This window comes from Kitasatospora purpeofusca (genome assembly GCF_000718025.1).
GTDB lineage: Bacteria > Actinomycetota > Actinomycetes > Streptomycetales > Streptomycetaceae > Kitasatospora > Kitasatospora purpeofusca.
Window position 1 is genome coordinate 18,048 of the sequence record NZ_JODS01000046.1, and the last position, 22,644, is coordinate 40,691.

The window sequence follows — 22,644 nt, forward strand, 5'->3', positions numbered from 1 at the left end:
GCAGGCGCGGGTCGGACAACCCCTAGTGGGCCGAAGGGGACGGCGCGGCGGACGGGGAGGTGGTGGCGCTCGGGGCGCTCGGGGTGGTGCTCGCGGACGGGGTGTCCGACGGCGTGGGGGTGGGAGTGGGGCAACCCGGGGCGGTCGGGGTGGCCGTCGCGCCGGGGGTGGCCGAAGGGGTGCCGGACGGCGTCGCGGTGGGGCTCGCGGTCGCGGTCGGCGTGCCGGTCGGGGTGGGGCAGGTGCTCGGGGCGTCCGTGGGCGTCGCCGTCGGCGTGGCGGTGGGCGTCGTGGACGGGGTGCCGGTCGGCGTGGCGGTGGGCGTGGCCGTCGGCGTCGCGGTCGCGCTGGGGCTCGGGCTTCCCGACGGCGTGGTGGTGGGTGCGGTGGTGGGCGTGCCGCTCGGGGTGCCGCTCGGCTCGGCGGACGGCGAGGCGGACGCGGAGGGCGAGGGGGTGCCGGAGGGTGTCGCGTTCGGCGAGGGCTCGCCCGACGGCGTGCTGGGGGTGGTGCTCGGGGTGCCCGGGGCGGTCGGCGTGCTGCTCTGGCTCGGTGTCGGCGCCGTGGTGGGCGTCGTGGCCGGTGTCGTGGCCGTGGTCGGCGTGACCGGGGCCGGCGGGGTGGTCGGCACGAGCGGTGCCACCGGCACGACCGGGAGCAGCGGCGTCAGCGGGCTCGGGGTGCCCGGGCGGTCGGGGGTGGTGACCGGGCTGCCGGTGCCGAAGTGGGCCATCCAGTTCCGGACCGTGCGCAGGTACTCGGCGGAGTGGTTGTAGCCGAGGATCGCCCGGTCCAGCTGGGCCGGGTCGGACAGGTCGCGGCCGACCGCGCACAGGTACCGGCCGGCCGCCTCGGCGGCGTCGTAGATGTTGTTCGGGTCGGCCTTGCCGTCCCCGTTGGCGTCCACGCCCCAGGAGGCCCAGGTGGAGGGGATGAACTGCATCGGTCCGACGGCGCGGTCCCACTGGCTGTCGCCGTCGAAGCGGCCGCCGTCGGTGTCGCCGATCGCCGCGAAGCCGGCGCCGTTGAGCACCGGGCCGAGGATCGGACGGAACGTCGTCCCGCCGGCGTCGACCGCGCCGCGGCCGGCCTGGCCGGACTCCACCTCGCCGATCGCGGCGAGCAGTTGCCAGGGCAGGTGGCAGCCGGGGGAGCGCAGGAGCAGCGCGGCCTCGGCCTTGCGGTAGGCGGCGAACACCGTCTCCGGCAGGGCCGGCCCGGAGCGCAGCGGATCGGCGAAGGGCGAGGTGAGCGGCGCGAGCGGCGGCTGGGCGAGCGGCAGGGTGCCGCCGCCGTCGACCGGCGCGGTGCCGAGGGTGCCCGGGAGCGGGGTGGCGCCGGTGCCGAACGGCGCGGCGGTGCCGTCGGCGCCGAGCCCCGGGAAGAGCGCGGCGCTGCCACCGGGCTGGTCCGGCACGGGCTCGGCCGCGGCGGCCGGGGCGAGCCGGAGGCCGGTCACCTGGGAGCCGGTCAGCGCCGCGAGGGCGGTGAAGACCGCCAGCATGCCGGTGAGCCGCTTGCCGAGCCGCAGCCGGCGGCCGGTCGTCCGACCGGTCCGTCGCTCCGTCCCCGTGGGTCCGCCGTCGCCTCGCGTGGCCGTGCCGTTCCTGGTCACCATGCTCTGCCCCTCCCCGTCACCGTCCGGTCCCGTGGGAACGGACAGGCTGTCACCATCGTGCCTGCCGGTGCATGACAGATCTCATCACCCGAATGATTAGTATCACGACGATCTGACAGGCCCACGGTGGCCTGGGGCAATACCGGGCGCCACCGTTCGGTGAACGGACGGTGGAGCAGTTCGACCGGACACGGTCACGCGCCGCCGGGGCGGGACGGGACGGGGCCGCGTTTCAGAGGTCGAGGAGCATCCCGTCCTCGGCCACGGCCGCCCCGGCCGCCGCCAGTGCCGGGGCCAGGGCGGTGGCCTCCGGCGAACCCGGGTGGGCCAGCGGGTTGGTGTTGTTGAGGTGGGTGTAGAGGTAGCGCGGCCCGGGCCGGCCGGCCAGGTGGGGGAGCGAGTCGGCGACCGCCAGGTGTCCCATGCCGCGCGAGCCGCGGGCGCCGCCGGTGCGTTCGGCGAGCTCGTCGTCCGTCGCGAAGGTGCCGTCCAGGATCACCACGTCCGCGTCGGCCACGGCCCGGTCGACGGCGGGCGTCCAGGCGGCCAGACCGGGGGCGTAGACGGCGCGGGCACGGCCGCCGGCCTCGGTGAAGCGGTAGCCGATCACCCAGTCCGTGCGGCCGCCGGCCGGTTCCCCCGCCCCTTCGCCCGCCGGCAGGGCGGCCAGGTCGGCGGCGTACCGGGGCCGCTTGCCGCCGAGGGCAAGTGCCTCGGCCACCAGCCCTCCGGCCAGTTCGACCGGCTCCCCGGGGACGACGGTGTGCCAGCGCGCCTTGGTGTAGGGGGCGAGCAGCGGACCGACCGGGAACGCCTCGTGCAGCGCGGCCCGGACCGGGGCGGTCGCGTGCACCGTCAGCTCGGCGGCCTCGCGCAGGGTCACCAGCCCCAGGGTGTGGTCGAGTTCGCCGCTGGTCAGCAGGACACCGCGGAGCGGGGTGTCCCGGGTGCCCGGCGGGGGCGCCAGCTCGGGGGTGGCGAGCAGCTGGGACCGCAGGTCGGGGGAGGCGTTGACCAGGTACCAGGCGGCGCCGTCGGCGCTGACCGCGAGGCAGTCCTGGCTGCGGGCGGCGCCGGTGCGGCGGGCGGTGGCGCAGCCCGCGCAGCCGCAGTTCCACTGGGGCAGGCCGCCGCCGGCGGCGGTGCCGAGGATCCTGATCTTCAGTGCGTGCTCCGAGGGACGGGTCCCGGGCCGGGGGCGCTCACGCCGGGCCCGGCACGGACGGGTCGGGCGACAGGGCCGGATCGGTCGACAGGGCCGGATCGGTCGACAAGGTCGACAAGGTCGGATCGGTCGACAGGGCCGGGACGGCCGGGACCGGCAGCACCGACGGCATCGGGGGGACGGGCGCGGTGAACCGGCGCGCCCGCGGCGCCGGGTCGGCCTCCGGCGCGGGTGCGTGCACCAGGTGGTGCTGCGGGGAGAGCCGGCAGGCGGGGTCGGTGGCGCCCGCGTCGCCGGTGAACTGGAAGGCCTGGCAGCGGCAGCCGCCGAAGTCCTGCTCGCGCAGGTCGCAGCTGCGGCACGGCTCGGGCATCCAGTCGGTGCCCCGGTAGCGGTTGAACGCGGGCGAGTCGTGCCAGCTCGCGGCCAGACCGTCGGTGACCGCGTTCGGCACCGGCAGCCCGGGCAGCTGGGCGGCGGCCAGGCAGGGCAGCACGGCACCGTCGGGCGCGACCACCAACTGCTCGTTCCCCCAGCCGTTCATGCACGGCTTGGCGGTGCCGCTGTGGTGGTCGGCGACGACATGGGTGATCTCGATCCGGTCGCCGTGCCGCGCCCGGGCGGCGGCGACGTCCTGCTCGGCCTGCCGGACCTGCGCGTCGCTCGGCGCGAGGTGGGCCCGGTTGACCCAGGCCCAGCCGTAGAACTGGGTGTGCGCGAGCTCCACCCGGTCGGCGCCGAGCTCGACCGCGAGGTCGGCGATCTCGCCGAGGCGCTCGACGTTGGCACGGTGCAGCACGGCGTTGACGGTGAGCGGCAGTCCGGCGCCGGTGAGCAGGGCGGCCGCGGCGAGCTTGCGCTCGTGCCCGGTGGGGCCGTTGAGCCGGGTCAGGCCGGCGATGGTGTCGGCCTGCCGCGGGTCGGCGTCCTGGACGGACAGCTGCACGTGGTCCAGCCCGGCCGCGGCGAGTTCGGCGGCGCGGGGGCCGTCCAGCGGCAGCCCGCTGGTGATCAGGTTGGTGTAGAGGCCGAGCCCCCGGGCGTGCGCGACGATGGTGGCCAGATCGCGTCGGAGCAGCGGCTCGCCGCCGGTGAGGTGGACCTGGAGCACACCGAGTCCGCGCGCCTGGTCGAGTACCCGCAGCCACTGCCCGGTGTCCAGTTCGTCCCGCTGCCGGATGAGTTCGACCGGGTTGGCGCAGTAGTGGCACTGCAGGGGGCAGCGGTGGGTGAGTTCGGCGACCAGGCCGAGGGGGGCGGGGGCGCGCTTGCCGACCGCGGCCCCGGGTAGTCCGGCGGCCGGCTGCGGGTCGGCCGGGCCGCCGGTGCCGTCCAGGGCGAGCAGCCGCCGTTCGGCGAGGTCGGCCAGCAGGGCGAGCACCTGGCCGGCGTCCACGCCCTCGTACTCCTCCGCGAGCCGGGCGGTGACCCCGGCGGCGTCGCGCCGTCCGTCGCAGTGCCGCAGCACGGCGGCGGCGGTCCCGTTGAGCAGCAGCACGCCCTCCGGGTAGAGCAGGGCGTCCTGTTGGCGGACCGGGTCGTGGACCAGCCGCACCCCGCGCCGCAGCCCGGGGGCCGCGGCGGCGGGTGCGGCGTTCACCGGCCGGCCCCGGCGGGCACGGGAGCGGTGGCGGTCTCGGTGGTGGCGGCCCCGGTTCCGGTGGCCTCCACGGTGGCGGCGGCCCCGGCGGTGGCGGCGGTCTCCGGGCCGTAGTCGACCGCGTCGAGCATCGCCCGCAGCACCTCGCACTTGAAGGCGAGCGCCGACACCGCGGCGCTCTGCTGCTCGGCCGTCACACAGTGGTCCAGCACCACGTCGAGCGTCCGGGCGCTGTCCCGGCGGGCGTCGGGGATCCGGTGCTCGAAGTAGGCGTAGCCGGCCGGGTCGATCCAGTCGTAGTGCTTCTGCCAGGCGATCACCCGCTCGGCCATGTGGTCGGGCGAGAACATCTCGGTCAGCGCGGCCGCAACACCCTCGGTCCACGGCCGGGTCTGACAGAAGTGCAGGTAGCCGTCGACGGCGAAGCGCACCCCGCGCGCCACGTGCCGCTCGTCCAGGACCTCGGCGCGGTCCAGGCCGACGGCCTCGGCGAGCACCAGCCAGTCGGCCAGCCCGCCCTCGCCCTCCTGCGGCCCGTCCTGCTGGCCCAGCCGCCGGGTCCACTCCCGACGGACCTCCGGGAGCGGGCAGTTGGCGATGATCGCGGCGTTCTTCCGGGTCAGGCACAGCTGGTAGTACCAGCGGTTGGCGACCCAGCGCCGCAACTCCGGTGGCGTGCAGCCACCGGAGTGCAGGCGCAGATGGAACGGGTGGGTGTCCCAGTACCGTCCCCGCAGGCCGTACAGCCTGGCCGCGAACTCCTCGCGGGTCGACGCGATGGTGGAAGCCTGGGTCACCGAGTGGTCCGCGCGGCGTACGCGGTGACCTCTGCGCCGGTGCGGTGGCACTGCACCGACGGGGCGGACCAGGCGGGCTTGGCGGCGGCCGCCGGAGCGGCCGGCGCGACGGTGGCGGTGGTGACGTTCAGCTGGGGCGTGAGCGTGGACTTCATGGGAGTTGCCCTCCTCGGTGAAGTGGGGGTGGGGGTCGGGGTCCGGCGGCCCCTGGAGCAGGACGCTACGAGCCGCCGGGTCCGCCCGCCGGTCCGGACCGTGCGATCGTGTGACATTCGCGATCGAACGGGTGACGCGACGGACTCCGCACCCGGGCGGGGCCCGGGAGGGAAACCGGTGTCGAGTGTGCCGGTCCGGCAGTGCCGTGTCGAGTGGGCGTCACGGGGTGTGTCGGGGTGCGGCGGGGGGTTTCGGACAGGGCGTGTCGGGCGCGGACGGACCGGCTCAGGCGGACCGGCCGAAGGCCACCAGGTGGCCGTCCTTGGTGCCGACGAACACCCGTCCGCCGTCCGTCGCCGGGACGGAGAACCTGGTCACCGTGCCGAGCGCGAAGCTGCGCCGCAGCTTGAGCGAGCCGTTGACCGGAAGCGCGTCGTAGACCCGCAGTTCGCCGTTCTGGCCGCCCGGTCCGGTGCCCGAGTAGACCGACCACACCAGGGCCGAGCCGGCCGCCGTCCCGTTGGAGGTGACGACGGGGGAGCCGGAGGCGTAGCCGAAGCCCTCGGCGCTGGTCGCGGCACTGGTCAGCTGGGGGTTCCCGGCGCTGTTCACCGAGTACTTGAGGGCGCGCAGCGAGCCGTAGTTCTCGACCAGGTAGACGTAGCCGCCGTCGCCGCCCCAGACACCGGCGTGGCCCCAGATGCCCTTGAACGGGCCGGTGGTGCCGACCACGCCGTCCGTGCCGTTGGGGCCCTGGCCCATGCCGCCGAGCTTGTCCCGGTCGAGCAGGAAGATCCGGCCGTCCTTGCCGACCTGCACCATCAGGTGCGGGTGCGCGGCGTTGCCGAAACCGGACGGCAGGGCGACCGGTCCGCCGGAGCCGAGGTCCACGTCGCCGTGGTCCATCTCGCGGTTGTTGGTGGGGCTGAAGAAGTCGCGCGGGGCCAGGCTGCCGTCGCTGTTGACGCCGAGCCGGACGACGGACTCGGCGAAGTGGCCGCCGGGCTTGTCGCCCGGGCCCTTCAGCGGCGAGGAGCCCTCGCCCGCGCCGTTGCCGGTCGCGATGAAGATCCGCCCGGAGCCGTCCGAGACCAGGCCGCCGCCGCTCATCCAGACCCCCGCGTTCTGCGAGGCGGAGCCGGACTCGGTGGACCAGAGGGTGAGTTTGCGGGTGCTGGTGTTGACGCCCGCGACCGTGCCGACGTACGTGCCGAGCCCGCAGTCCGAGGCGAAGCCGAAGTAGACCGCGCCGTCGAGCAGCAGCAGCCCGGCCCGCTGGGCGGAGGTGTTGGTGTTGAACGGCACCCCGGGGCTGTTCACCGGTGAGCCCGAGACGGTGACCGGCCAGCCGCTGCGCGAGGCGCCCGTGGTGGCGTCCAGGGCGTGCACCGAGAAGTGCGCGCCGCCCTCGCTGGACTTGCTCACCAGGTAGACGGTCTTGGTCGCCTTGTCGTAGACCGGGGTCGAGATGATGCCGGTGCCCGGGGAGAGGCAGGCGCTGGAGGACGCCACCGGGGTGCCGAGCGCGCGCTGCCAGACGATCTTCCCGTCCGCCGCGTTGACGCCGTAGACGTGGTTGGTCGCTGTCGCGACGATCACGGTCGAACCGGCCACCAGCGGTTGGGCGTACACCGCGCCGTCGACGGCGGTTGACCAGCGGCGCCCGAAGTCGGAGCCGGACACCTGGGCGGGCGCGAGGCCGGGTTCGTTGGCGTCCCAGGCGGTGCGCATGGTGTTGACCGAGACGGTCGGGCTGTCGGCCCGGGCGGGGAGCGCGCCGCCGAGCGCGCCGGCGGCGAGGGCCGGGGCGAGCAGCGCGAAGCCGGAGAGCAGGGCCGCCCCGGTGCGCCTCCGCCGGGGGCCCGCCGGCGGCGCCGCGGGGCCCGGGGGCGGGGAGGACGGACCCCGGGACGTCGAGCCCCTGGGCTCCGGACCCCGGGACATCGGACTCCGGGACACCGGACCCGGGGGTATCGGCTCCGGGTGCGGTCCGGCGGGCTGCGGTCCGGTGGAGTGGGCGGGTGGGTGCGATCGGCTCATGCGATCCGCCTTGGCTGTCGGGGGGAGTACGGCTGCGGCGCCGTCGCGTCATTCTGCGAACGCCCGCGCCGGACCCGCATCCGCCCGAACCCCGGAGCCCGCCCCGTTCACGCCCCGGGGGGAACGCACTGCGCCGGGCGGCGGCGCCCGCTGCCTGCTTCCGGCCTGCTCCCGGCCGGAAGCAGGCCGGGGACCCGGCCCGGTCAGGACAGCAGGGCGCTGCGGTACTGCATGATCCGGTAGTTCGTCGGGTCGTACCACTGGCTGACGACGATGTGGAAGTTGCCGAAGGTCGAGCCGGGGACGACGAAGCCGCCGTACGGGGCGGCGACCAGGTTGCCGACCTCCTGGCCCGGGTTGCCGGGGAGGATCATGGTCTGCTCCAGCGTCCTGGTCAGGTCCGAGGTCGGGAGCGGGAAGACCATCGCCCTGATCGACAGCGGGTCCATGTTGAGCCAGGTGAGGACGTACTTGCCGTCCATGGCGCGGAAGCACAGCTCGCCCCACCTGCGGGTGCCGAACACGGTCGTCGGGGCGGGCGCGTTCCACCGCCAGGCACCGTCGGCCCAGCCCCACGGCTCGTAGGCGTCCGGCTCGCCGAGGCGGTCCTGCCGCACCCGGTGCAGCAGCATGCCCGACTGCACGTCACGGTTGAAGACCGTGGACAGCACGTAGCAGTAGCCGTCGTCGGCCACGGCGTAGGTCTTCTGCTGGAACTGTCCGCCGTGCAGGTCGCCCGGCCACTGGCAGAGGTACTCCCAGGTCCGGCCGTTGTCGGTGGAGCGCCAGAAGTCGGTGTGGTGGGTGTCGTAGATGACGCCGCGCATGAGGTGCATGTACATCACGCCGTCGACTACGAAGGCGTCGGACGGGATCGCCGTGGTGTGCGCGGTGTCGCCGACCGGGTTGTGCGGCTCCTCGACCAGGCTGATGCCGTGGTCGCCGCGGACGACGTCGTCGATGCGGAGGTTGCCGAGGTCCGCGCTGCTGGACCGCAGGCCGACCGGGGCGTTCCAGTCGGGCGCGCCCACCTCGGCGCCGCCGAAGGTGTCGCCGCAGACGAAGAGCAGGGTGCCGTCGGGGCAGCGGACGGGGATGCCGAGGTCCGTCCACGGGGCCCCGAACCGCCCGGTCTCGGCCGGGCCGCTGAGGTTCTTCACCTTGACCGTGATCGTCGGGCTGGTCGGGTCGTACGGCCCGTTGGCGACCGCGGCCGGGGCGCCCGCACTCATCGCCCCCGCTCCCACCGCGACTCCGAGGCCGATCCTCAGGAGCTCGCGGCGGGAGGGCCCGCCGGTGGTCGCCTCGTGTCCGGCGGTCGTCGCTCCGGACCCGCCGGTCGTCGCTACGTGTTCGTCCGATGAGTGTGTCATGGTGCCGATGGCCCTTCCGGAGAGCCGCGTTCCCGCGGCTGCGAACGGACCGTGGACATCCGGGTGGTGACGGTGACGGTCCGTCACCGAGACTATGGCGCGGGGCGCGGGCCGCATCGGTCGGTGGACGGACCTTCACCCGAACTGAGTAGACCGGGGGCGGTGGTTCGCTCCCGGTCGGTCCTGGCGCTGGCCCCGGCCCCGGCGCTGGCCCCGGCGCCCGCTAGACCAGCTTGGACAGGGCGAGCGCCAGTCCGCTCGCGGCCGCCGCCTCGGCCGGGGCGTTGGCGTCGTCGTTCGGGCCGCGGTCCTTGACCACCTCGACGGAGTAGAGGTGTCCGGAGGAGACGAAGTACACCTCGGGCCGCAGGCCGTCCTTGCGCTGGACCAGGTAGGCCTCCTCGCCCACGCCCGGGAGCGGGGTGAGCGTGTACTCCGGGTTGGTCCTCAGGCCGGCGAGGACGGTGGGGGAGGTCTCCCGGATGTGGGCGTAGGACTGCCGGGAGCCCCAGGTGCAGCCCCAGACCTCCTTGCCGTCCACCTTGTCGGGGTGGGTGCCGTTGAACGGTCCGGAGGTGCCGACAGCGGCGACGACCTGCATCGAGGTGAGGAGGGTGCAGGCGTCCGCGGGGCGCTTGCCGGTGCCGGCCGGGGTGGTGGCGGCCGTGGGCGCGGGGGTGGCGGTGGCCGAGGGCGGTGCGGCGGGGGTGGTGGCCGCCGGACTGTTCGGGGTGCCGGGCGCGGTGCCGGTGCCGGGGGCCGTGGCGGTGCCGGCGGTGCTCGGCGGCGCGGAGGCCGCGGTGGATCCGCCGCCCGAGGACGAGCAGCCGGCCACCGCGACGGCCGCGAGGGCCAGCGCCGGCAGCCAGGTGTACCGGCGGCCGGGCGTGATCGGTGTCCTGCGGTCCATGGAACCCCCTCCGAAGGTCGTCCACCGGTGCGGCGGACTGCGTGGTGGCAGGATCCTACGGCCGGGAACGGGTCGATATTTCCCGTTCCGGCTACGGGAGTTGGACAACCCTGTCACGGGCACAGGGACGCCCCGGTCGCGGGCGCGGAGTCGGCGCCTCCGGAGGCCGGGACGGCGGTCCGGGGCACGGGGGTGGTACGCGCACGTGCGGCCGGGCTCCGGGCGGCGCCCTCGGCCGACCGACTGACCAGGCCGGATGCGGAACCCTTCAATACCAGTGCGGTCGGGTCGCTGTCGAGGACCGGAGGGCGTCTTCCCCGGACGGGTGACGTTCTGGTGAAAGTGGTCATGCCAGGAACGGCGGCCCGTCATCCTGAGCCCGTGATCAGGCGGATCCCGGGACGGGGCGGGTCGCGCGACCAGTGGGACACCTGAGGGACGGAGGCCCTGACAATGAGCACCAACCTGCCGGAGACCGTGGTCGAGGCCCCGGCCGCGCTGCCCGCGCCGCCCAGAGTCGTCGACGACCTCGCCCGCGACCTCACCCGTGCGGCCGCCGCCGTCCGGGCCGCGTCCCGGGGCGGCCGGAGCGGAGGGGACCTCGCGGTGGCCGCGTACACCGCGGTGGTGTGCACCGGGCGGTCGGCGGCCCGCGCGCTGGAGGAGGCCGCCGCCTGGTGCCGGCAGGCACCGGAGGCCGAGGTGCACTCGCTGGCCTGGGCACGTGTCCCCGGCCATCGCGACGACGTCTTCGAGTACCGGGTCACCCTCGCCGTCAGCTTCCCCGACCACGAGACCGGCGAGCATGCCGGGGACACCCACCACGCCCGGCGCTGACACCGGGGGAGGCTCGCAGGAGGCCGGGCGGGAGGGGCCGATCGGCGGGGCCCGGGCGTGGTGGGAGCGGCCGATCGGCGGGGACCGGGCCGGGCGGCCCGTCGTTAGACTCACCGCATGAACAGTGGGGGAACGAACGAGCCGGCGCCGGAGGCCCGGGAGCTGTTGACCGAGGACCGCGGCCCGGAGCCGGAGGAGCGCGAACTGCCGACCGGCCTGGCCGTCCTGGTCACCGTCCTCGCCGCGGTCTGCGGCGCGCTGGTGCTGCTGCTCGTACTGCACGGGCTGGGCTGGACGGCTCCCGGCCTGGGCTGGCTGGTCGCCAAGGGCGCCGTGAAGATCGGCGTCGGCGGCACGGTCGGACTGGTCGCCGCCCTCGGCTGGCTCAGGGCCCGCCGCGCGGAGCGGCGGACGGACGCCGCCTGAGGCGCGCCCGGGCCGCTGGGGGCTCTTCGACAACCCCTGGGATCGGCCCGGGCGCGGGAGTTCAGTCCTGCGCGGCCGCCGCGCACTCGGGGTGGCCCCAACTGCCGCCCACCTTGGTGATCTTGTCCCCCTTGGCATAGGGACGCGAGCACGGGCAGGTGCCGGGGAAGCGCGCGGACAGCGTCGGAGCGCCGCCCGAGGACCGACGCTTCGCGGCGGCCGGGGCGGCAGCGCCCGCGCTTCGGGCGCCGCTCCGGGCCGCGCCGCCGCGGGAGGCTCCCCCGCGGGCGGGTCCGCTCGCGGCCGGGTCCGGCACGGGGAGGTCGGCGGCCGTCCCGCCGGCGGCCTCCTGGGTGCGGGCGGCATCACTGGCGGCCTTGTCGGCGACGGCGTTCAGGGGATCGCCGTCGACCTGGTGGGCGGGCACGTAGACGAAGGTGACGTCCCGCCCGTCGAGCAGCTCGTCGATCCGCTGGATCAGCTCCTGGTTGGCGACCGGCTTGCCCGCGGCGGTCTTCCAGCCGTTGCGCTTCCAGCCCTTCAGCCACTTGGTGACCGAATCGCGGGTGTAGGTGCTGTCCAGCCGGACCTCCAGCGGCACGGCTGCGTCCGTGGCGGACAGCAGCCGCTCCAGCGCGGTGAGTTCGCCCACGTTGTTGGTGCTGTGTCCCAGCGGTCCGGCCTGCCAGCGCTGCGGCACTCCGGCGCTGTCCGCCACCACGTAGGCCCAGGCCGCCGGGCCCGGGTTTCCCTTGGCCGCCCCGTCACAGGCGGCGATGATTCGGTCGTTCATACGCCGATCATGCCAGGACGGGCGGTGTCCCCCGGACCACGGCGGGCCGCGTGGGCTACGGCGCCTCCTGCGGCCGCACGACGGTCCTGTTGGTCGCTGCGGCGGACGGTGGGGCGTCCGGAGCCGCGTCCGGAGCGGCGTCCGGAGCCGCATCCGGAGTGGCGTCCAGAGCCGCGTCCAGGCGTTCGGCGAGCGTGCTCCACGGGCGGCAGTCGACCACCGGGAGCGCGTGGCGGCGGGCCTCGTCGGCGAGCCAGTGCGAGTACCGGGCACCGACCTCGGCGCGCCCCGTCTGCTCGCCGCTCGCCGGTTCGCGCGCCGCGTAGTTGGCGGCGATCCGCTCCGCGTCGCCCTCGTGCAGGAACACCGCGCGGACGTCCCGGCCCGTCGCCCGCCCGAGCGCGACGGCCCGCGCGCAGACGGCGGGGGTGAGGTAGTCGCCCTCGACCACGGCCGGGACGGGGACGGTCAAGCGGTTGCGCACCACGCCCAGCGCGGCCGGCTCCAACGCCTCGGCGGTGGCGATCTGCAGCTCCAGTACGCGTTCGGGCGGCCAGCTGTCCTCCGGCCGCTCGGGCGCGGTGGGCCCGTCGAAATGGTGCAGGGCCGGGTGCTGCTCGACGGTGGTGAGCTCCTGGACGGCGGAGACCACGTCGTCGAACTCCACGACGAAGGCACCGGTCGCCCCGGCGATCCGGGCGGCCGCCACGCTCTTCCCGACGCCGGAGGCGCCACCGAGCAGTACGAGCTCCCAAGTCCGTTTCGGCATCCGGTGACACTATCGCGCGGGATCAGGAGGGATCATCCGGATTTCCCCGACAGCCCGACAGCCCGACGGCCCATTGGTCCGTCACGGCCGGCCGGGGAGCCCGGGTGCAACGGAACCGCTGTCCGTACCACCGCGCCGGGCGGTGAGCACGGGCTGGTAGTACCCGCTGGACTCCGGGCTGTGCCAGGTGATGTCGGTGAAACCGGCCCCGGCCACGAACTCCGTCAACTGCGAGCGCGTCAGCGCCCAGTAGGTGGTCCGGCGGACCCGGACGTCCCAGGTGCTCCCGGCGGGGACGAGCTGGAAGTGCTCCAGGTCGTAGCGCTCACCGTCCTCGTGCCACTGCCAGAGCTGGAAGGTGACCACCTTCCCGTCGTTCGATTCCGAGACCTGCGGAGGCGTCGCGGTCGGCCTGGCCCGCCGCGCCTCGTCGTAGTCCCGGACGGTGAGCAGCAGCAGTCCGTCCTCCCGGAGGACCCGCCCCATACCGAGGAGCGCCGCCCCGACGTCCTCGCCGGAGAGCAGGTGCGGCAGCGAGTTGTCCGCGCAGACGATCACATCGAAGGCCCCGTCCGCGAACGGCAGTCGGCGCATGTCCGCCGCAACCGTCGGAAGCCGGCCGCCCCCGGCCGCCGCCTCGGCCGCGGCCCGAGCGGCGGCGGCCGGGCTCAGGTCACTGCCGACCACCCGATGCCCGGCCGAGGCCAGCCCGATCGCCTGGGTGCCGATCCCGCACGAGCAGTCCAGCACCCGCTGCGCCCCGGGCCCGAGCCCCTGACGGACCAACTCGCCCAGCACCCCGGCCTGATAGGCCACACTCGCGCCCCAGTCCCGGAACATCAGGTGGTAGTCACGGGCCAACTCGTCGTAGAAATCCCGCACGGAGAACTCGGACATGCGCCCACCCTTGAGTCGTCGAGGTGATGAGGATCGGCTCGTGGAGAGCGGCGTCGCCCGCGCGTTCCGCCACGAGTGTCCAGCAGCTGTGTCAGTTGTCGCACTTCGGCCTTGGCCCCCACCTCGACGAGTGCACGGACCATGGCTTCGGCCATCTCCTGTGACACGTCCTCGAGGACGGTTGCCGGAAGACGATCCAGGAGCGACCTGCCCTGCCACAGGCTCAGCCCGGCCCGCCGACGGAGCACTTTCACGACCTCGATCACCCTGGGGCCGAAGTCGGTCAGAACCACCGCGTTGGGCACGTTGTCGCAGATCAGCTGGTAGGAGTAGCCCGCCAAGGTGCCTCCTCGGTCCACGGGTTGGAGAGCAGCCTAGAACGCACGTCCAATGATCCGCAGGCATTATTCGTCCTGGGCCGGGTCCCGGCGGTCCGGTCGCCGTGGTGGCCGCCGGGGCGGCCGCTCATGGGTGAGGGTGCCCGGTCGGGGGTGCTTCGGAGTGGTCGAGGCGGTGCTGCCAGGTGGTGAGCAGGGCCTCCAGGGCGGATGTCTCCTCGGGGGTGAGGACGCTCAGCAGGCGGTGCTCGTTGCGCATGTGGGCCGTGAAGGCCTCGTCGAAGAGCCGTCGGCCGGCTTCGGTGAGTGCCACCACCCGGCCTCGGCCGTCGGCCTCGCTGCGGCGGCGGGTGACCAGGCCGGCCCGTTCCAGTCGGTCGATCCGCTTGGTCATGGCGCCGGTGGTGACCATGGTGTGGGCGGCCAGTTCCCCGGGGGCCCGTTCGAACGGTGCGCCCGCCCGGCGGAGGGCGGCGAGCACGTCGAACTCGCCCTCGCCGAGGCCGTAGCGGCCGTAGACCAGGCAGAGTTCCTCGGTCAGCCGGCCGGACAGCCGGTGCAGGCGCCCGATCACGGCCTGCGGGGAGACGTCGAGGTCGGGCCGTTCCCGGCGCCACTCGGCCTGGATGGTCGCCACATGGTCGGGGGCTGCGGGGGAGGTGGTCACGGGGTCGGGGGCCGCGGGGTCGGTGGGGCCGTGTTCGGGGCCGGTGGGCGTCGGTGCCATGGCCCCATCCTAGCGCAGTAGCTTCCATGGAAGTTATATTGTCTTCCATGGAAGCCAATTTTCGGTGGGTGCTGCTGACCGCCGTCGCGCCGGTGGCGTGGGGCGCGAACTACTACGTCACCCGCGAGTTCCTCCCGGCGGACCGCCCGCTCTGGGGAGCCGCCCTGCGGGCCCTGCCCGCCGGACTGCTCCTGCTCGCGCTGCGCCCGCGGCTGCCGCGAGGGGCCTGGTGGTGGCGGACGGCCGTCCTCGGGCTGCTCAACACGGCGGGATTCTTCGTCCTGCTCTACATCGCCTCGCAGTCCCTGGCCACCAGCGTCGCCTCCACCGTGATGGCGACCTCGCCGCTCGCGATGCTGCTCCTGGCCTGGGCGCTGACCGCCGCCCGCCCCGCCCGGGCGCACCTGCTCGGCGCCCTGGTCGGCCTGGCCGGTGTCGGGCTGATGCTGCTGACCAGGAGCGAACCGGTCAGCCTGCCGGGCCTGGCCGCCTCGGCGGCGGCGATGCTGGTCTCCTCCTTCGGCTACGTCCTGGCCGCCCGGTGGCGGGAGGGTGCGGACGTCCTCGCCACCACCGCCTGGCAGCTGCTGGCGGGCGGACTGGTCCTGCTGCCCCTGGCCGCGGTGTTCGAGGGTCCGCCCGTGGTGCCCGCCGGGCGGGAGCTGGCGGCCTTCGGCTATGTCGCGGTGGTGGCGACCGCGCTGGCCTTCGCCGCCTGGTTCGCGGGCCTGCGCCGGCTGCCGGCGGGCACGGTCGGGCTGCTGGGGCTGCTCAATCCGCTGACCGGTGTGCTGCTCGGCACGGTGGTGGCGGGCGAGCGGCTCGGCCCGCCGCAGTTCGCCGGGCTGGTGCTGGTGCTGGCGGGGGTCGCGCTCGGCCGTCCGCGTGGCGGTTCGGGGGGTGGCTCGGAGGATGCTGCGGAGGGCGTTTCGGAGGGCCGCCAGGCGGGCCGCCCGGGGAGTGGCCCGCTCGGGCGTGTCGCGGCAGCAGGTGTGGCCGGAGGGGGTGGGAGCGGCGCCGGTGACGGTGGTGGCGGTAGTGGCCGGAGTGCTCCAAGCGGTTCCGAGTGACGTCGGTGCTTGCGCGAACTTCCGTGCGTTCACCAGAAGTTGGCCACCGGGACCGGATCGGACCGGTAGGAATGGGAACGCCCGACCCGGCCGGGGCGGGTGGAGGGGACGGGGCGCGAGGGGCTGGACGGACCGTGCCCGGGCGCCGCGGGGGAGCCCCCTCCGGTTTTCCTGTCTTCTGCGAGCAAGGGACCCGATGCGTTCGTTCACCAAGACCCTGCCCGTCCTGCTGGCCGGCGTGGCGCTCACCGCAGCCGCGCTGGCGTCCCCCAGCGGGGCCGACGCGGCGACCGCCGAAAGACCCCACGGTCTGGAGGTCGCCGTTCCGGCCTATGTCCTTCCCGGTGAGCCCATGCTGGCCGCCGCGGCGAGTGCCCACCCGGCACCGTCGATCGTCGTTCTCAACCCGTCCAACGGCTACGCCCCCTTCGACGCGGCCTGGCAGGCGCAGGCCGACGCGCTGCGCGCCGGGGTCACCGCGCACGGCACCGCCACCCGGGTGCTGGGCTACGTCGACACGGGCCACGGCTCGCTCCCGCAGTCCGCCGTCCGCGCGGTCGTCGACAACTACCTCAGGACCGCCGACCACCGGCTGCACGTCGACGGCATCTTCTTCGACCAGACCGGGCGCGACTGCGGCCCCGGCAACACCGCCCGCGACTACTACGCGGATCTGCGCCGCTACGTCCAGGAGACCGTCTACGCCGTCGCCCCGCAGACCCAGGACCTGGTGGTGAACAACCCGGGCACCGCCGTCGCCGACTGCTACCTCGAACCCGGCCACCGCACGGCCGACGTCTTCGTGACCTTCGAGGGCGACTTCGACGACTACACCGGCGCCTGGCTGGGCGGCAACGTCTTCAACCCCACGGCGGGCTACTACTCCGGCGCGGCCCTCGACACCAGCGGCACGGCCTTCTGGCACCTGGTGTACGACACCCCGGACCGGGCCGCGATGCGCACCGCCCTCGACGCCGCCTTCACCCGGGGCGCCGGCTACGTCTACGCCACGGACGACGCGCTGCTGGTGCCCTGGGACGCCGCCCCGGGCTGGGGCTTCACCGCCGAGACCGCGTACGCGGCCGCGAAGGGCTGACGGGCGTCACTCCGGCCGCTCCCGCAGGGCTTCCGTGCCCCTGCGGGAGCGGTTGGGTGCGACGCGAAGGGCGGAGCGTGATCGGCCTCAGTACTCCCGGTCCTGACGGGCGGCGGTGACGGTCCAGGAGATCGTGATCACGACCGCGAGTGCCAGCAGGACGACGCCGAAGCCGATCGCCGTCCAGCCACCGCTGGTCAGACCGTCCAACTGCTCCTGGTAGGTGGTGTCGTGAGGTTCCGGCATGCCGTCACCGAAGGAGCCCTTCACCTGGACGTGGCAGACGTCGCCGGGTGACATGGGCCGGCCGTAGCAGGTGGGCTCGGCGCCGTTCAGCTTGTTGACGCCCACGAGGACGAGGCCGACACCGGCGATCAGCAGGACGAGTGGGATCAACATCTGGAGAGCCTCCCCGGATTGCTCCGACTCCGCCGTGTCCGCCGATTCTGCTGTCTCCGCGCAGCCGTGGCGGGCGGCCGCTGCTCACACACACGCGCTTCGACGCGCGGGAGGCGCGGGGCGGTTCCGTCCGGGGGCGGTTCTGTTCGGAAGCGGTTCTGTTCGGAACCGGTTCCGTTCGGGTGGCTGTGGTCGGGCGGCTCTGTTCGGGGACGGTGCTCCGACGGGTGCGGGGTCTCAGTGCAGGGGGACGGCGTAGACGGGTTCCGGGCCGAATGCCGTGAAGCCGGTCCTGCGCAGGATCGGGCCGGACGTGGTGCTGTTGGCCTTGACCAGGGCCATTGTCGCGCCGTGCGTCGCCGCGTAGGAGAGCCGGGCGGCGAGCACCGCGCGGTACACGCCCCGGCCCCGCCAGGGCGGTGCGACCACTCCCCCCGTCAGCCGCGCGACCCCGTCCACGACGGAGACGCCGCCGCAACCGGCCGGTTCACCGTCCACGTACGCGACAACCGTGCCGCCTTCGCCGGCCGGAAGGGCCTTCGCGACCTTGACCGCGGTCGCTTCGATCCGCGCCTCGGGTGGGAGCGCGCCGCCGAACCCGGTGACCTCGACCGCCGCCGCGTCCCGCGCCGTCGCGACGTCCGTCGCCCAGCGGAGCGACACGTCCACCGTCGGCGGTCGCAACGGGGGCGCGCCCCCGCTCAGGTCCGCGGCCAGGAGCTCCAGGCCGAGCTTCACCCGCCCGCCCCGGCCCGCGAGTTCGGCGGCCAGACCGGCCGGGGAGCCGACCAGTACCTGCCAGTCCAGGATCGGCGGCCCGAAGGCACGGGCCCGGTCGAGGACGGCGTCGACCGCCGCGGGGAGCGGACCGGCCGGGGTGAAGGAGACCACCGAGAGGTCGAAGGCGACATGCTCGGGCAGTCGCAGGATCGTGTACTCGGCGGTCTCGACCACCTCGGCGTCGTCCGGTGTCCACACCCAGGCCGCACCGGCGGCGGCGACAGCGGTCGTTGAAAGAGTCATGCGGCGGAGCCTAGGTGTCCCGATCGGTGCGTACGCGGTGCTGTTGCAGAATCAGGACCCTTCTGTCGCACGGCCGGTGCACCGTCGGCCGGGGGAGGGCGAATCGGGAAAACCACGTGACCCGGCGGCGGTCCGCTCCCTACACTCGGCACCCAGAGACGCACCGCCGTGGTTCCGTGGCGGTGCGCGCCGTGATGAGTCGAGGGAGGACCGGTCGTGCGACACCGCACCGCTGCCGTCGTCCCCTCGTCCCGGTACGAGGTGATCCTGGTGTCCTCGTCCCTCCGGTGCCCGCTGCGCGGCCGGCACCGGATCCGCGCGACGCACCGCTGACCTCGGGTCACCCCTCCGGTCGTCCGCCGCCTTCCGGCTCTTCTGCCTTCCTGTTGCCTTCTGCCCGTCCGAGTGCCCGGCTCCCTGTGTGCCCTGAGTGCCCTGAGTGCCCTGTGTGCCCTGTGTGCCCTGTGTGCCCTGGGTTCTGTGGTTCGGGCACTCGACCCGCCTCCATGCCTGCGTTGACCGGGCTGGGCCGGGCGGGGTGAAGGCGAGTCAGCGGTTGGGCCGGACGGGGGAGGCAGGGCCGGGCGCGTCGTCGCCGCAATCGCGCTGCCCCAGCACCTCGCTCCACCTCGAAAGGCACCGGGCCATGCGCGCCGACGTCCGCCGTACGCACAACGCCGTCACCACCACCAGCAGCGCTGCTGCCGCCGCCGTCCTGGCCGGCATCACCACCGTCCGCAACCTGGGCATCCTCGCCCACGTGGACGCGGGCAAGACCACCGTCACCGAGCGGATCCTCTTCCTGGCCGGCGAGACCCACAAGCGCGGCGAGGTCCACGACGGGACCACCGTCACCGACTGCCACCCGCAGGAGCGCGAACGCGGCATCACCATCTTCGCCGCCGCCGTCAGCTGCCTCTGGGACGGCCATCGGATCAACCTCATCGACACCCCCGGGCACGTCGACTTCGCCGACGAGGTCGAACGTTCGCTGCGGGTGCTGGACGGGGCGGTCGCGGTGTTCGACGCCGTCGCCGGGGTGGAACCGCAGAGCGAGAGCGTCTGGCGCCAGGCCGACCGGCACGGCGTGCCCCGGATCGCCTTCGTCAACAAGATGGACCGGGCCGGCGCCGACCTGGACGCGGCCGTCGCCTCCATCCGGGAACGGCTGCACCCGGTCCCGCTCGCCGTCCAACTGCCCGTCGGACGGGAGGGCGACTTCACCGGTGTCGTCGACCTGCTGACGATGCGTGCTCTGACCTGGGACGACGGCCCAGGACGGGACGGCCTGCGGGAGGGGCCGGTACCGGAGGAGCTCCGGGCCGAGGCCGAGCACCGGCGCCGACGGCTGGACGAGGCGGTGGCCGGGCTCCATCCGGCCGCACTGGAGGAGTACTACGAGCACACGGCACTCTCCACCGCGACCCTGGCCGCAGCGCTGCGGGACCTCACCCACAGCGGCGAGGCCGTGGTCGTGCTGTGCGGATCGGCCTACCGCAACCGCGGTGTCGAACCGCTGCTGGCCGCCGTCACGGCCTACCTGCCCTCGCCGCTGGACGTTCCCGCGGTGCGCGGATCGGCCATGGGCGCAGAGGGTGCCGAAGGTGTTGGGGGCGCCGAGGGAGCCGAGGGTGCCGAGGTGGAGCGGGCCGCCGATCCCGCCGGGCCGCTCACCGCGCTGGTGTTCAAGGTGAACGTCACCGCCTCCGGTCGACTGACCTATCTGCGCCTCTACACCGGAACACTGCGAAAGGGGGACACCGTGCTGGACGCCACGACCGGCCGTACCGAGCGGATCGCCCGGATCCTGCGGGTGCAGGCCGACAGCCACACCGAGACGGACTCGGCGGTCGCCGGTGACATCGTCGCGGTGGTCGGGGTCAAGGCCGCGCGCACGGGCGCCACGCTCTGCGCGCCCGGTGCACCGCTGGTCCTCGAACCACCCGTCACCGCCGAGCCGGTGGTGACGGTCGCGGTCGAGGCACGGCGCTCGGTCGACACCGACCGGCTGGCGGTCGCGCTGGCCCGGCTCGCCGAGGAGGACCCGTCGCTGGTCGTCCGCACCGACCCGGAGACCGGGCAGCGGGTGCTGTCGGGTCTGGGCGAACTGCACCTGGAGGTGGCGGTGGAGAAGATCCGCCGCGACCACAACGGTCTGGAGGTCGTCGTCGGCCGCCCGCAGGTCGCCCATCGGGAGACTGTCGAACGCGGAGTCACCGGCCACGTCCACCGCCACGTCAAGCAGGACGGCGGTGCCGGCCAGTTCGCCCAGGTCGTGATCGACGTGGCGCCGCTGGACGGACCGGTCGGCGCGCAGGAGGGCGGGGGCTTCGTGTTCGCGTCCACCGTGACCGGCGGGCGGGTGCCCAAGGAGTACGTCCAGGCGGTCGAGGCGGGCTGCCGGGACGCACTCGCCGAGGGCCCGCTGGGCGGCCACCCGGTCACCGGCCTGCGGGTCACCCTGACCGACGGGGCCACCCACAGCAAGGACTCCTCGGACCTCGCCTTCCGCACCGCCGGGCGGACGGCGCTTCGGGACGCGATGCGGGCCTGCCGGATGGTGCTGCTGGAACCGGTCGTCGAGGTGACGGTGACCTTGCCGCAGGAGGCGGTGGGCGGGGTGCTCGGTGACCTCGCCGCCCGCCGCGGCCGGGTCCAGGGCTCGGACCCGCACGGTGCCACGGCGGCGGTGACGGCGGTCGTGCCGCTGGCCGAGCTGTTCGGCTACGCGACCGCCCTGCGCAGCCGCACCCAGGGCCGGGGCACGTTCACCACCCGGCCGGCCGGGTACGCCCCGGCACCGGTCGCCGCCCGGTAGGCGGGCCGGCCGCCGGACCTGCCTCCGGGTGGGTCCGGCGGCACCGCCGGCGGCAGGTTCGGCGCGGTGGCGGGCGGGTGGTGGTGGCCGGGTGCGGGCGGCAGAGCGGGGCGGGCCGGTCCGTTCGGCGGCTCTCCACCCGGGGAGGACGAGAACCACCTCTGACCTGCGCGTCCTTCCTCTGCGCCGGCAGGTCGAGCGGTTAGCGTGGCCGGGCGGCCGGGGTCGGCCGCGCGGCGTCGTGGGGCGTCGTCGGCACCACGAGGGACGGCAGGCATGCAGTTCGACGACCAGGGCGACCTCGACACCTCGCAGGTCGACGACCGGCGCCGCATCCCCGGCGGGAAGGTCGCCGTCGGGGGCGGTGCGGCCGGTCTGATCGCCGTCCTGATCGCGGTGCTCTTCGGCGTCGACCCGAGCGTCCTCGGGCTCTCCGACAGCGGGGGAGACGCGGGTGCCGGGTCCGGCCGGGGCACCACGGCGGGCGAGGTCCAGCAGGTCTGCCGGACCGGTGCCGACGCCAACAGCCGTCAGGACTGCCGGATCGTCGCCGTCACCAACAGCCTCCAGGACTACTGGGGCGGCCAGCTGCCCCGGTCCGGCGTGGCCTACCGTCCCGCCGAGACGGTCCTGTTCACCGGGCGGGTGTCCACCGGCTGCGGCGCGGCAAGCTCGGCGGTGGGCCCGTTCTACTGCCCGGCCGACCGGCGGGCCTACTTCGACCTCGGTTTCTTCGACGAGCTGGCCACCCGCTTCGGGGCCTCCGGCGGCCCGTTCGCCGAGGCCTACGTCGTCGCGCACGAGTACGGGCACCACATCCAGAACCTGACCGGCACCATGCAGAAGGTCGGCCGCGACCGGCAGGGCGCCAACAGCGCCTCGGTGAAGCTCGAACTCCAGGCGGACTGCTACGCCGGAGTCTGGGCGCACCACGCCACCACCACCCCGCAGGCCTCCACCGGGCGGCCGCTGATCCGCACCCTGACCGACCAGGACATCGCCCAGGGCCTGGACGCGGCGGCGGCCGTCGGTGACGACCGGATCCAGAAGCAGTCGACCGGCCGGATCGACCCGGACACCTGGACCCACGGCTCCTCGGACCAGCGCAAGGCCTGGTTCACCGCCGGCTACCGCTCCGGCGACCCGGCCCGCTGCGACACCTTCGCGACGCCGAGCTGATCCGTGCTCCGGGCCGTGCGGCCCGGCCTCGCGCCACCCTGTCATCTGTCAGGGACCGCTGCGAGCGGTGGCTTCCTACGCTGCTGAACACCGGCCGAATCCGGGCCGGACCGGCAACTGGAAGAGAACCGCTATGCGCAAGATCATGCACACCTTCGCCGCGCTCGCCCTCGCGGCGGCCGCCGTCACCACGATGGGGAGCTCCGGCGCCCAGGCGGCCGACGGCTCCTGGGACGGGTGTCCGTACGGGGCGGTCTGCATCTACCCCCAGGACTCCGACACCAGCCGGCCGCCGACCGATGTCTTCTACAGCTACGGTCCCCACAACCTCCGCAACCAGTACGGCTGGCACTGGGTGCTCAACAACCAGTCCGGCGGGGCCCACGCCCACCTGTGCACCGGCTACAACGGTGGCGGCTGCGGCTACGACATCGCCGCCCAGGCCGGCGTCTACGCCGACCTCGGCCCGATCAACTCCATCACCCTGGACCGCCCCTGAGTCCCCGACCTCCGAGCCACTCCGGCTCCCTCACCTCCTGACCTTCTGAGCCTCTGAATCGGCGGGCCGCCCACCCGCACCCGCCGTTTGCACCGTCGCCGGGTCCTCCGGGGG

At 74.5% G+C, this 22,644-nt stretch carries 22 protein-coding genes; 7 read left to right on the forward strand and 15 right to left on the reverse strand.

What is annotated here, in order from left to right; all coding sequences use genetic code 11:
• Positions 1–22: 22 nt before the first annotated feature.
• From IF01_RS51270 to IF01_RS44690, 8 genes are all read right to left on the reverse strand, one after another.
• Positions 23–1,618: a lytic transglycosylase domain-containing protein gene (locus IF01_RS51270; protein WP_063764410.1), complete on the reverse strand. Its 1,596-nt coding sequence runs from the start codon at positions 1,616–1,618 to the stop codon at positions 23–25.
• Between the two features lie 232 nt (positions 1,619–1,850).
• Complete coding sequence (pqqB, locus tag IF01_RS0138030; RefSeq protein WP_244215766.1) at positions 1,851–2,909, reverse strand: pyrroloquinoline quinone biosynthesis protein PqqB; 1,059 nt, start codon at positions 2,907–2,909, stop codon at positions 1,851–1,853.
• A complete protein-coding gene (gene pqqE / locus IF01_RS0138035; RefSeq protein WP_063764411.1) occupies positions 2,821–4,383 on the reverse strand; it encodes a pyrroloquinoline quinone biosynthesis protein PqqE in 1,563 nt (520 codons plus the stop codon). Before pqqE ends, pqqB begins: the two co-directional genes overlap by 89 nt.
• The gene (gene pqqC / locus IF01_RS0138040) at positions 4,380–5,180 is read right to left on the reverse strand and encodes a pyrroloquinoline-quinone synthase PqqC (RefSeq protein WP_078880684.1); all 801 of its coding nucleotides are present in this window, start codon (positions 5,178–5,180) and stop codon (positions 4,380–4,382) included. Before pqqC ends, pqqE begins: the two co-directional genes overlap by 4 nt.
• Positions 5,177–5,335, reverse strand: a complete 159-nt coding sequence (gene pqqA, locus IF01_RS45100) for a pyrroloquinoline quinone precursor peptide PqqA (protein WP_063764412.1) — start codon at positions 5,333–5,335, stop codon at positions 5,177–5,179. Before pqqA ends, pqqC begins: the two co-directional genes overlap by 4 nt.
• Positions 5,336–5,621: 286 nt before the next feature.
• Positions 5,622–7,280, reverse strand: a complete 1,659-nt coding sequence (locus IF01_RS0138050) for an outer membrane protein assembly factor BamB family protein (RefSeq protein ID WP_030398212.1) — start codon at positions 7,278–7,280, stop codon at positions 5,622–5,624.
• Between the two features lie 299 nt (positions 7,281–7,579).
• The gene (locus tag IF01_RS0138055) at positions 7,580–8,608 is read right to left on the reverse strand and encodes a DUF4185 domain-containing protein (protein WP_208624399.1); all 1,029 of its coding nucleotides are present in this window, start codon (positions 8,606–8,608) and stop codon (positions 7,580–7,582) included.
• A gap of 364 nt (positions 8,609–8,972) precedes the next feature.
• Complete coding sequence (locus tag IF01_RS44690; protein ID WP_030398214.1) at positions 8,973–9,659, reverse strand: hypothetical protein; 687 nt, start codon at positions 9,657–9,659, stop codon at positions 8,973–8,975.
• 453 nt (positions 9,660–10,112) lie between these two features.
• Between IF01_RS44690 and IF01_RS0138065 the strand changes: the two genes are divergently transcribed.
• Positions 10,113–10,496, forward strand: coding sequence for a hypothetical protein (locus IF01_RS0138065; protein WP_030398215.1), 384 nt, complete (start codon positions 10,113–10,115; stop codon positions 10,494–10,496).
• A 117-nt stretch (positions 10,497–10,613) separates the two neighbouring features.
• Positions 10,614–10,922 (forward strand): hypothetical protein, encoded by a 309-nt coding sequence (locus IF01_RS0138070; protein ID WP_157855464.1) that lies wholly within the window; start codon positions 10,614–10,616, stop codon positions 10,920–10,922.
• A gap of 61 nt (positions 10,923–10,983) precedes the next feature.
• Here the strand turns inward: IF01_RS0138070 and IF01_RS0138075 are convergent, their stop codons facing one another.
• The 5 genes from IF01_RS0138075 to IF01_RS0138095 all read right to left on the reverse strand — a co-directional run bounded on the left by IF01_RS0138075 (position 10,984) and on the right by IF01_RS0138095 (position 14,446).
• Positions 10,984–11,715 carry a ribonuclease H family protein gene (locus IF01_RS0138075; protein WP_030398217.1) on the reverse strand — a complete coding sequence of 244 codons (732 nt, stop codon included), beginning with the start codon at positions 11,713–11,715 and terminating at the stop codon, positions 10,984–10,986.
• A gap of 55 nt (positions 11,716–11,770) precedes the next feature.
• A complete protein-coding gene (locus IF01_RS0138080; RefSeq protein ID WP_051757027.1) occupies positions 11,771–12,484 on the reverse strand; it encodes an AAA family ATPase in 714 nt (237 codons plus the stop codon).
• An 81-nt stretch (positions 12,485–12,565) separates the two neighbouring features.
• Positions 12,566–13,381 (reverse strand): class I SAM-dependent methyltransferase, encoded by an 816-nt coding sequence (locus IF01_RS0138085; protein ID WP_051757029.1) that lies wholly within the window; start codon positions 13,379–13,381, stop codon positions 12,566–12,568.
• Positions 13,324–13,740 (reverse strand): ribosomal protein L7/L12, encoded by a 417-nt coding sequence (locus IF01_RS46425; RefSeq protein WP_341845525.1) that lies wholly within the window; start codon positions 13,738–13,740, stop codon positions 13,324–13,326. Before IF01_RS46425 ends, IF01_RS0138085 begins: the two co-directional genes overlap by 58 nt.
• Before the next feature lie 106 nt (positions 13,741–13,846).
• Positions 13,847–14,446 (reverse strand): MarR family winged helix-turn-helix transcriptional regulator, encoded by a 600-nt coding sequence (locus tag IF01_RS0138095; protein ID WP_078880687.1) that lies wholly within the window; start codon positions 14,444–14,446, stop codon positions 13,847–13,849.
• Positions 14,447–14,493: 47 nt separating this feature from the next.
• Between IF01_RS0138095 and IF01_RS0138100 the strand changes: the two genes are divergently transcribed.
• Both IF01_RS0138100 and IF01_RS0138105 read left to right on the forward strand, forming a co-directional pair.
• Positions 14,494–15,516: a DMT family transporter gene (locus IF01_RS0138100; RefSeq protein ID WP_078880688.1), complete on the forward strand. Its 1,023-nt coding sequence runs from the start codon at positions 14,494–14,496 to the stop codon at positions 15,514–15,516.
• 196 nt (positions 15,517–15,712) lie between these two features.
• Positions 15,713–16,612 (forward strand): spherulation-specific family 4 protein, encoded by a 900-nt coding sequence (locus IF01_RS0138105; protein WP_030398222.1) that lies wholly within the window; start codon positions 15,713–15,715, stop codon positions 16,610–16,612.
• 87 nt (positions 16,613–16,699) lie between these two features.
• On the opposite strand, the gene IF01_RS0138110 is transcribed toward IF01_RS0138105, so the two are convergent.
• The gene (locus IF01_RS0138110; RefSeq protein ID WP_030398223.1) at positions 16,700–17,011 is read right to left on the reverse strand and encodes a hypothetical protein; all 312 of its coding nucleotides are present in this window, start codon (positions 17,009–17,011) and stop codon (positions 16,700–16,702) included.
• A 237-nt stretch (positions 17,012–17,248) separates the two neighbouring features.
• Entirely contained in the window at positions 17,249–18,034 is a 786-nt protein-coding gene (locus IF01_RS0138115; protein ID WP_030398224.1) for a GNAT family N-acetyltransferase, read from the reverse strand.
• Between the two features lie 646 nt (positions 18,035–18,680).
• On the opposite strand from IF01_RS0138115, the gene fusA reads away from it, so the two are divergent.
• From fusA to IF01_RS0138135, 3 genes are all read left to right on the forward strand, one after another.
• A complete protein-coding gene (gene fusA, locus IF01_RS0138125; RefSeq protein ID WP_078880689.1) occupies positions 18,681–20,852 on the forward strand; it encodes an elongation factor G in 2,172 nt (723 codons plus the stop codon).
• A gap of 276 nt (positions 20,853–21,128) precedes the next feature.
• A complete protein-coding gene (gene ypfJ / locus IF01_RS0138130) occupies positions 21,129–22,031 on the forward strand; it encodes a KPN_02809 family neutral zinc metallopeptidase (RefSeq protein ID WP_030398226.1) in 903 nt (300 codons plus the stop codon).
• Between the two features lie 133 nt (positions 22,032–22,164).
• Positions 22,165–22,530 (forward strand): hypothetical protein, encoded by a 366-nt coding sequence (locus IF01_RS0138135; protein ID WP_030398227.1) that lies wholly within the window; start codon positions 22,165–22,167, stop codon positions 22,528–22,530.
• Positions 22,531–22,644 lie beyond the last annotated feature (114 nt).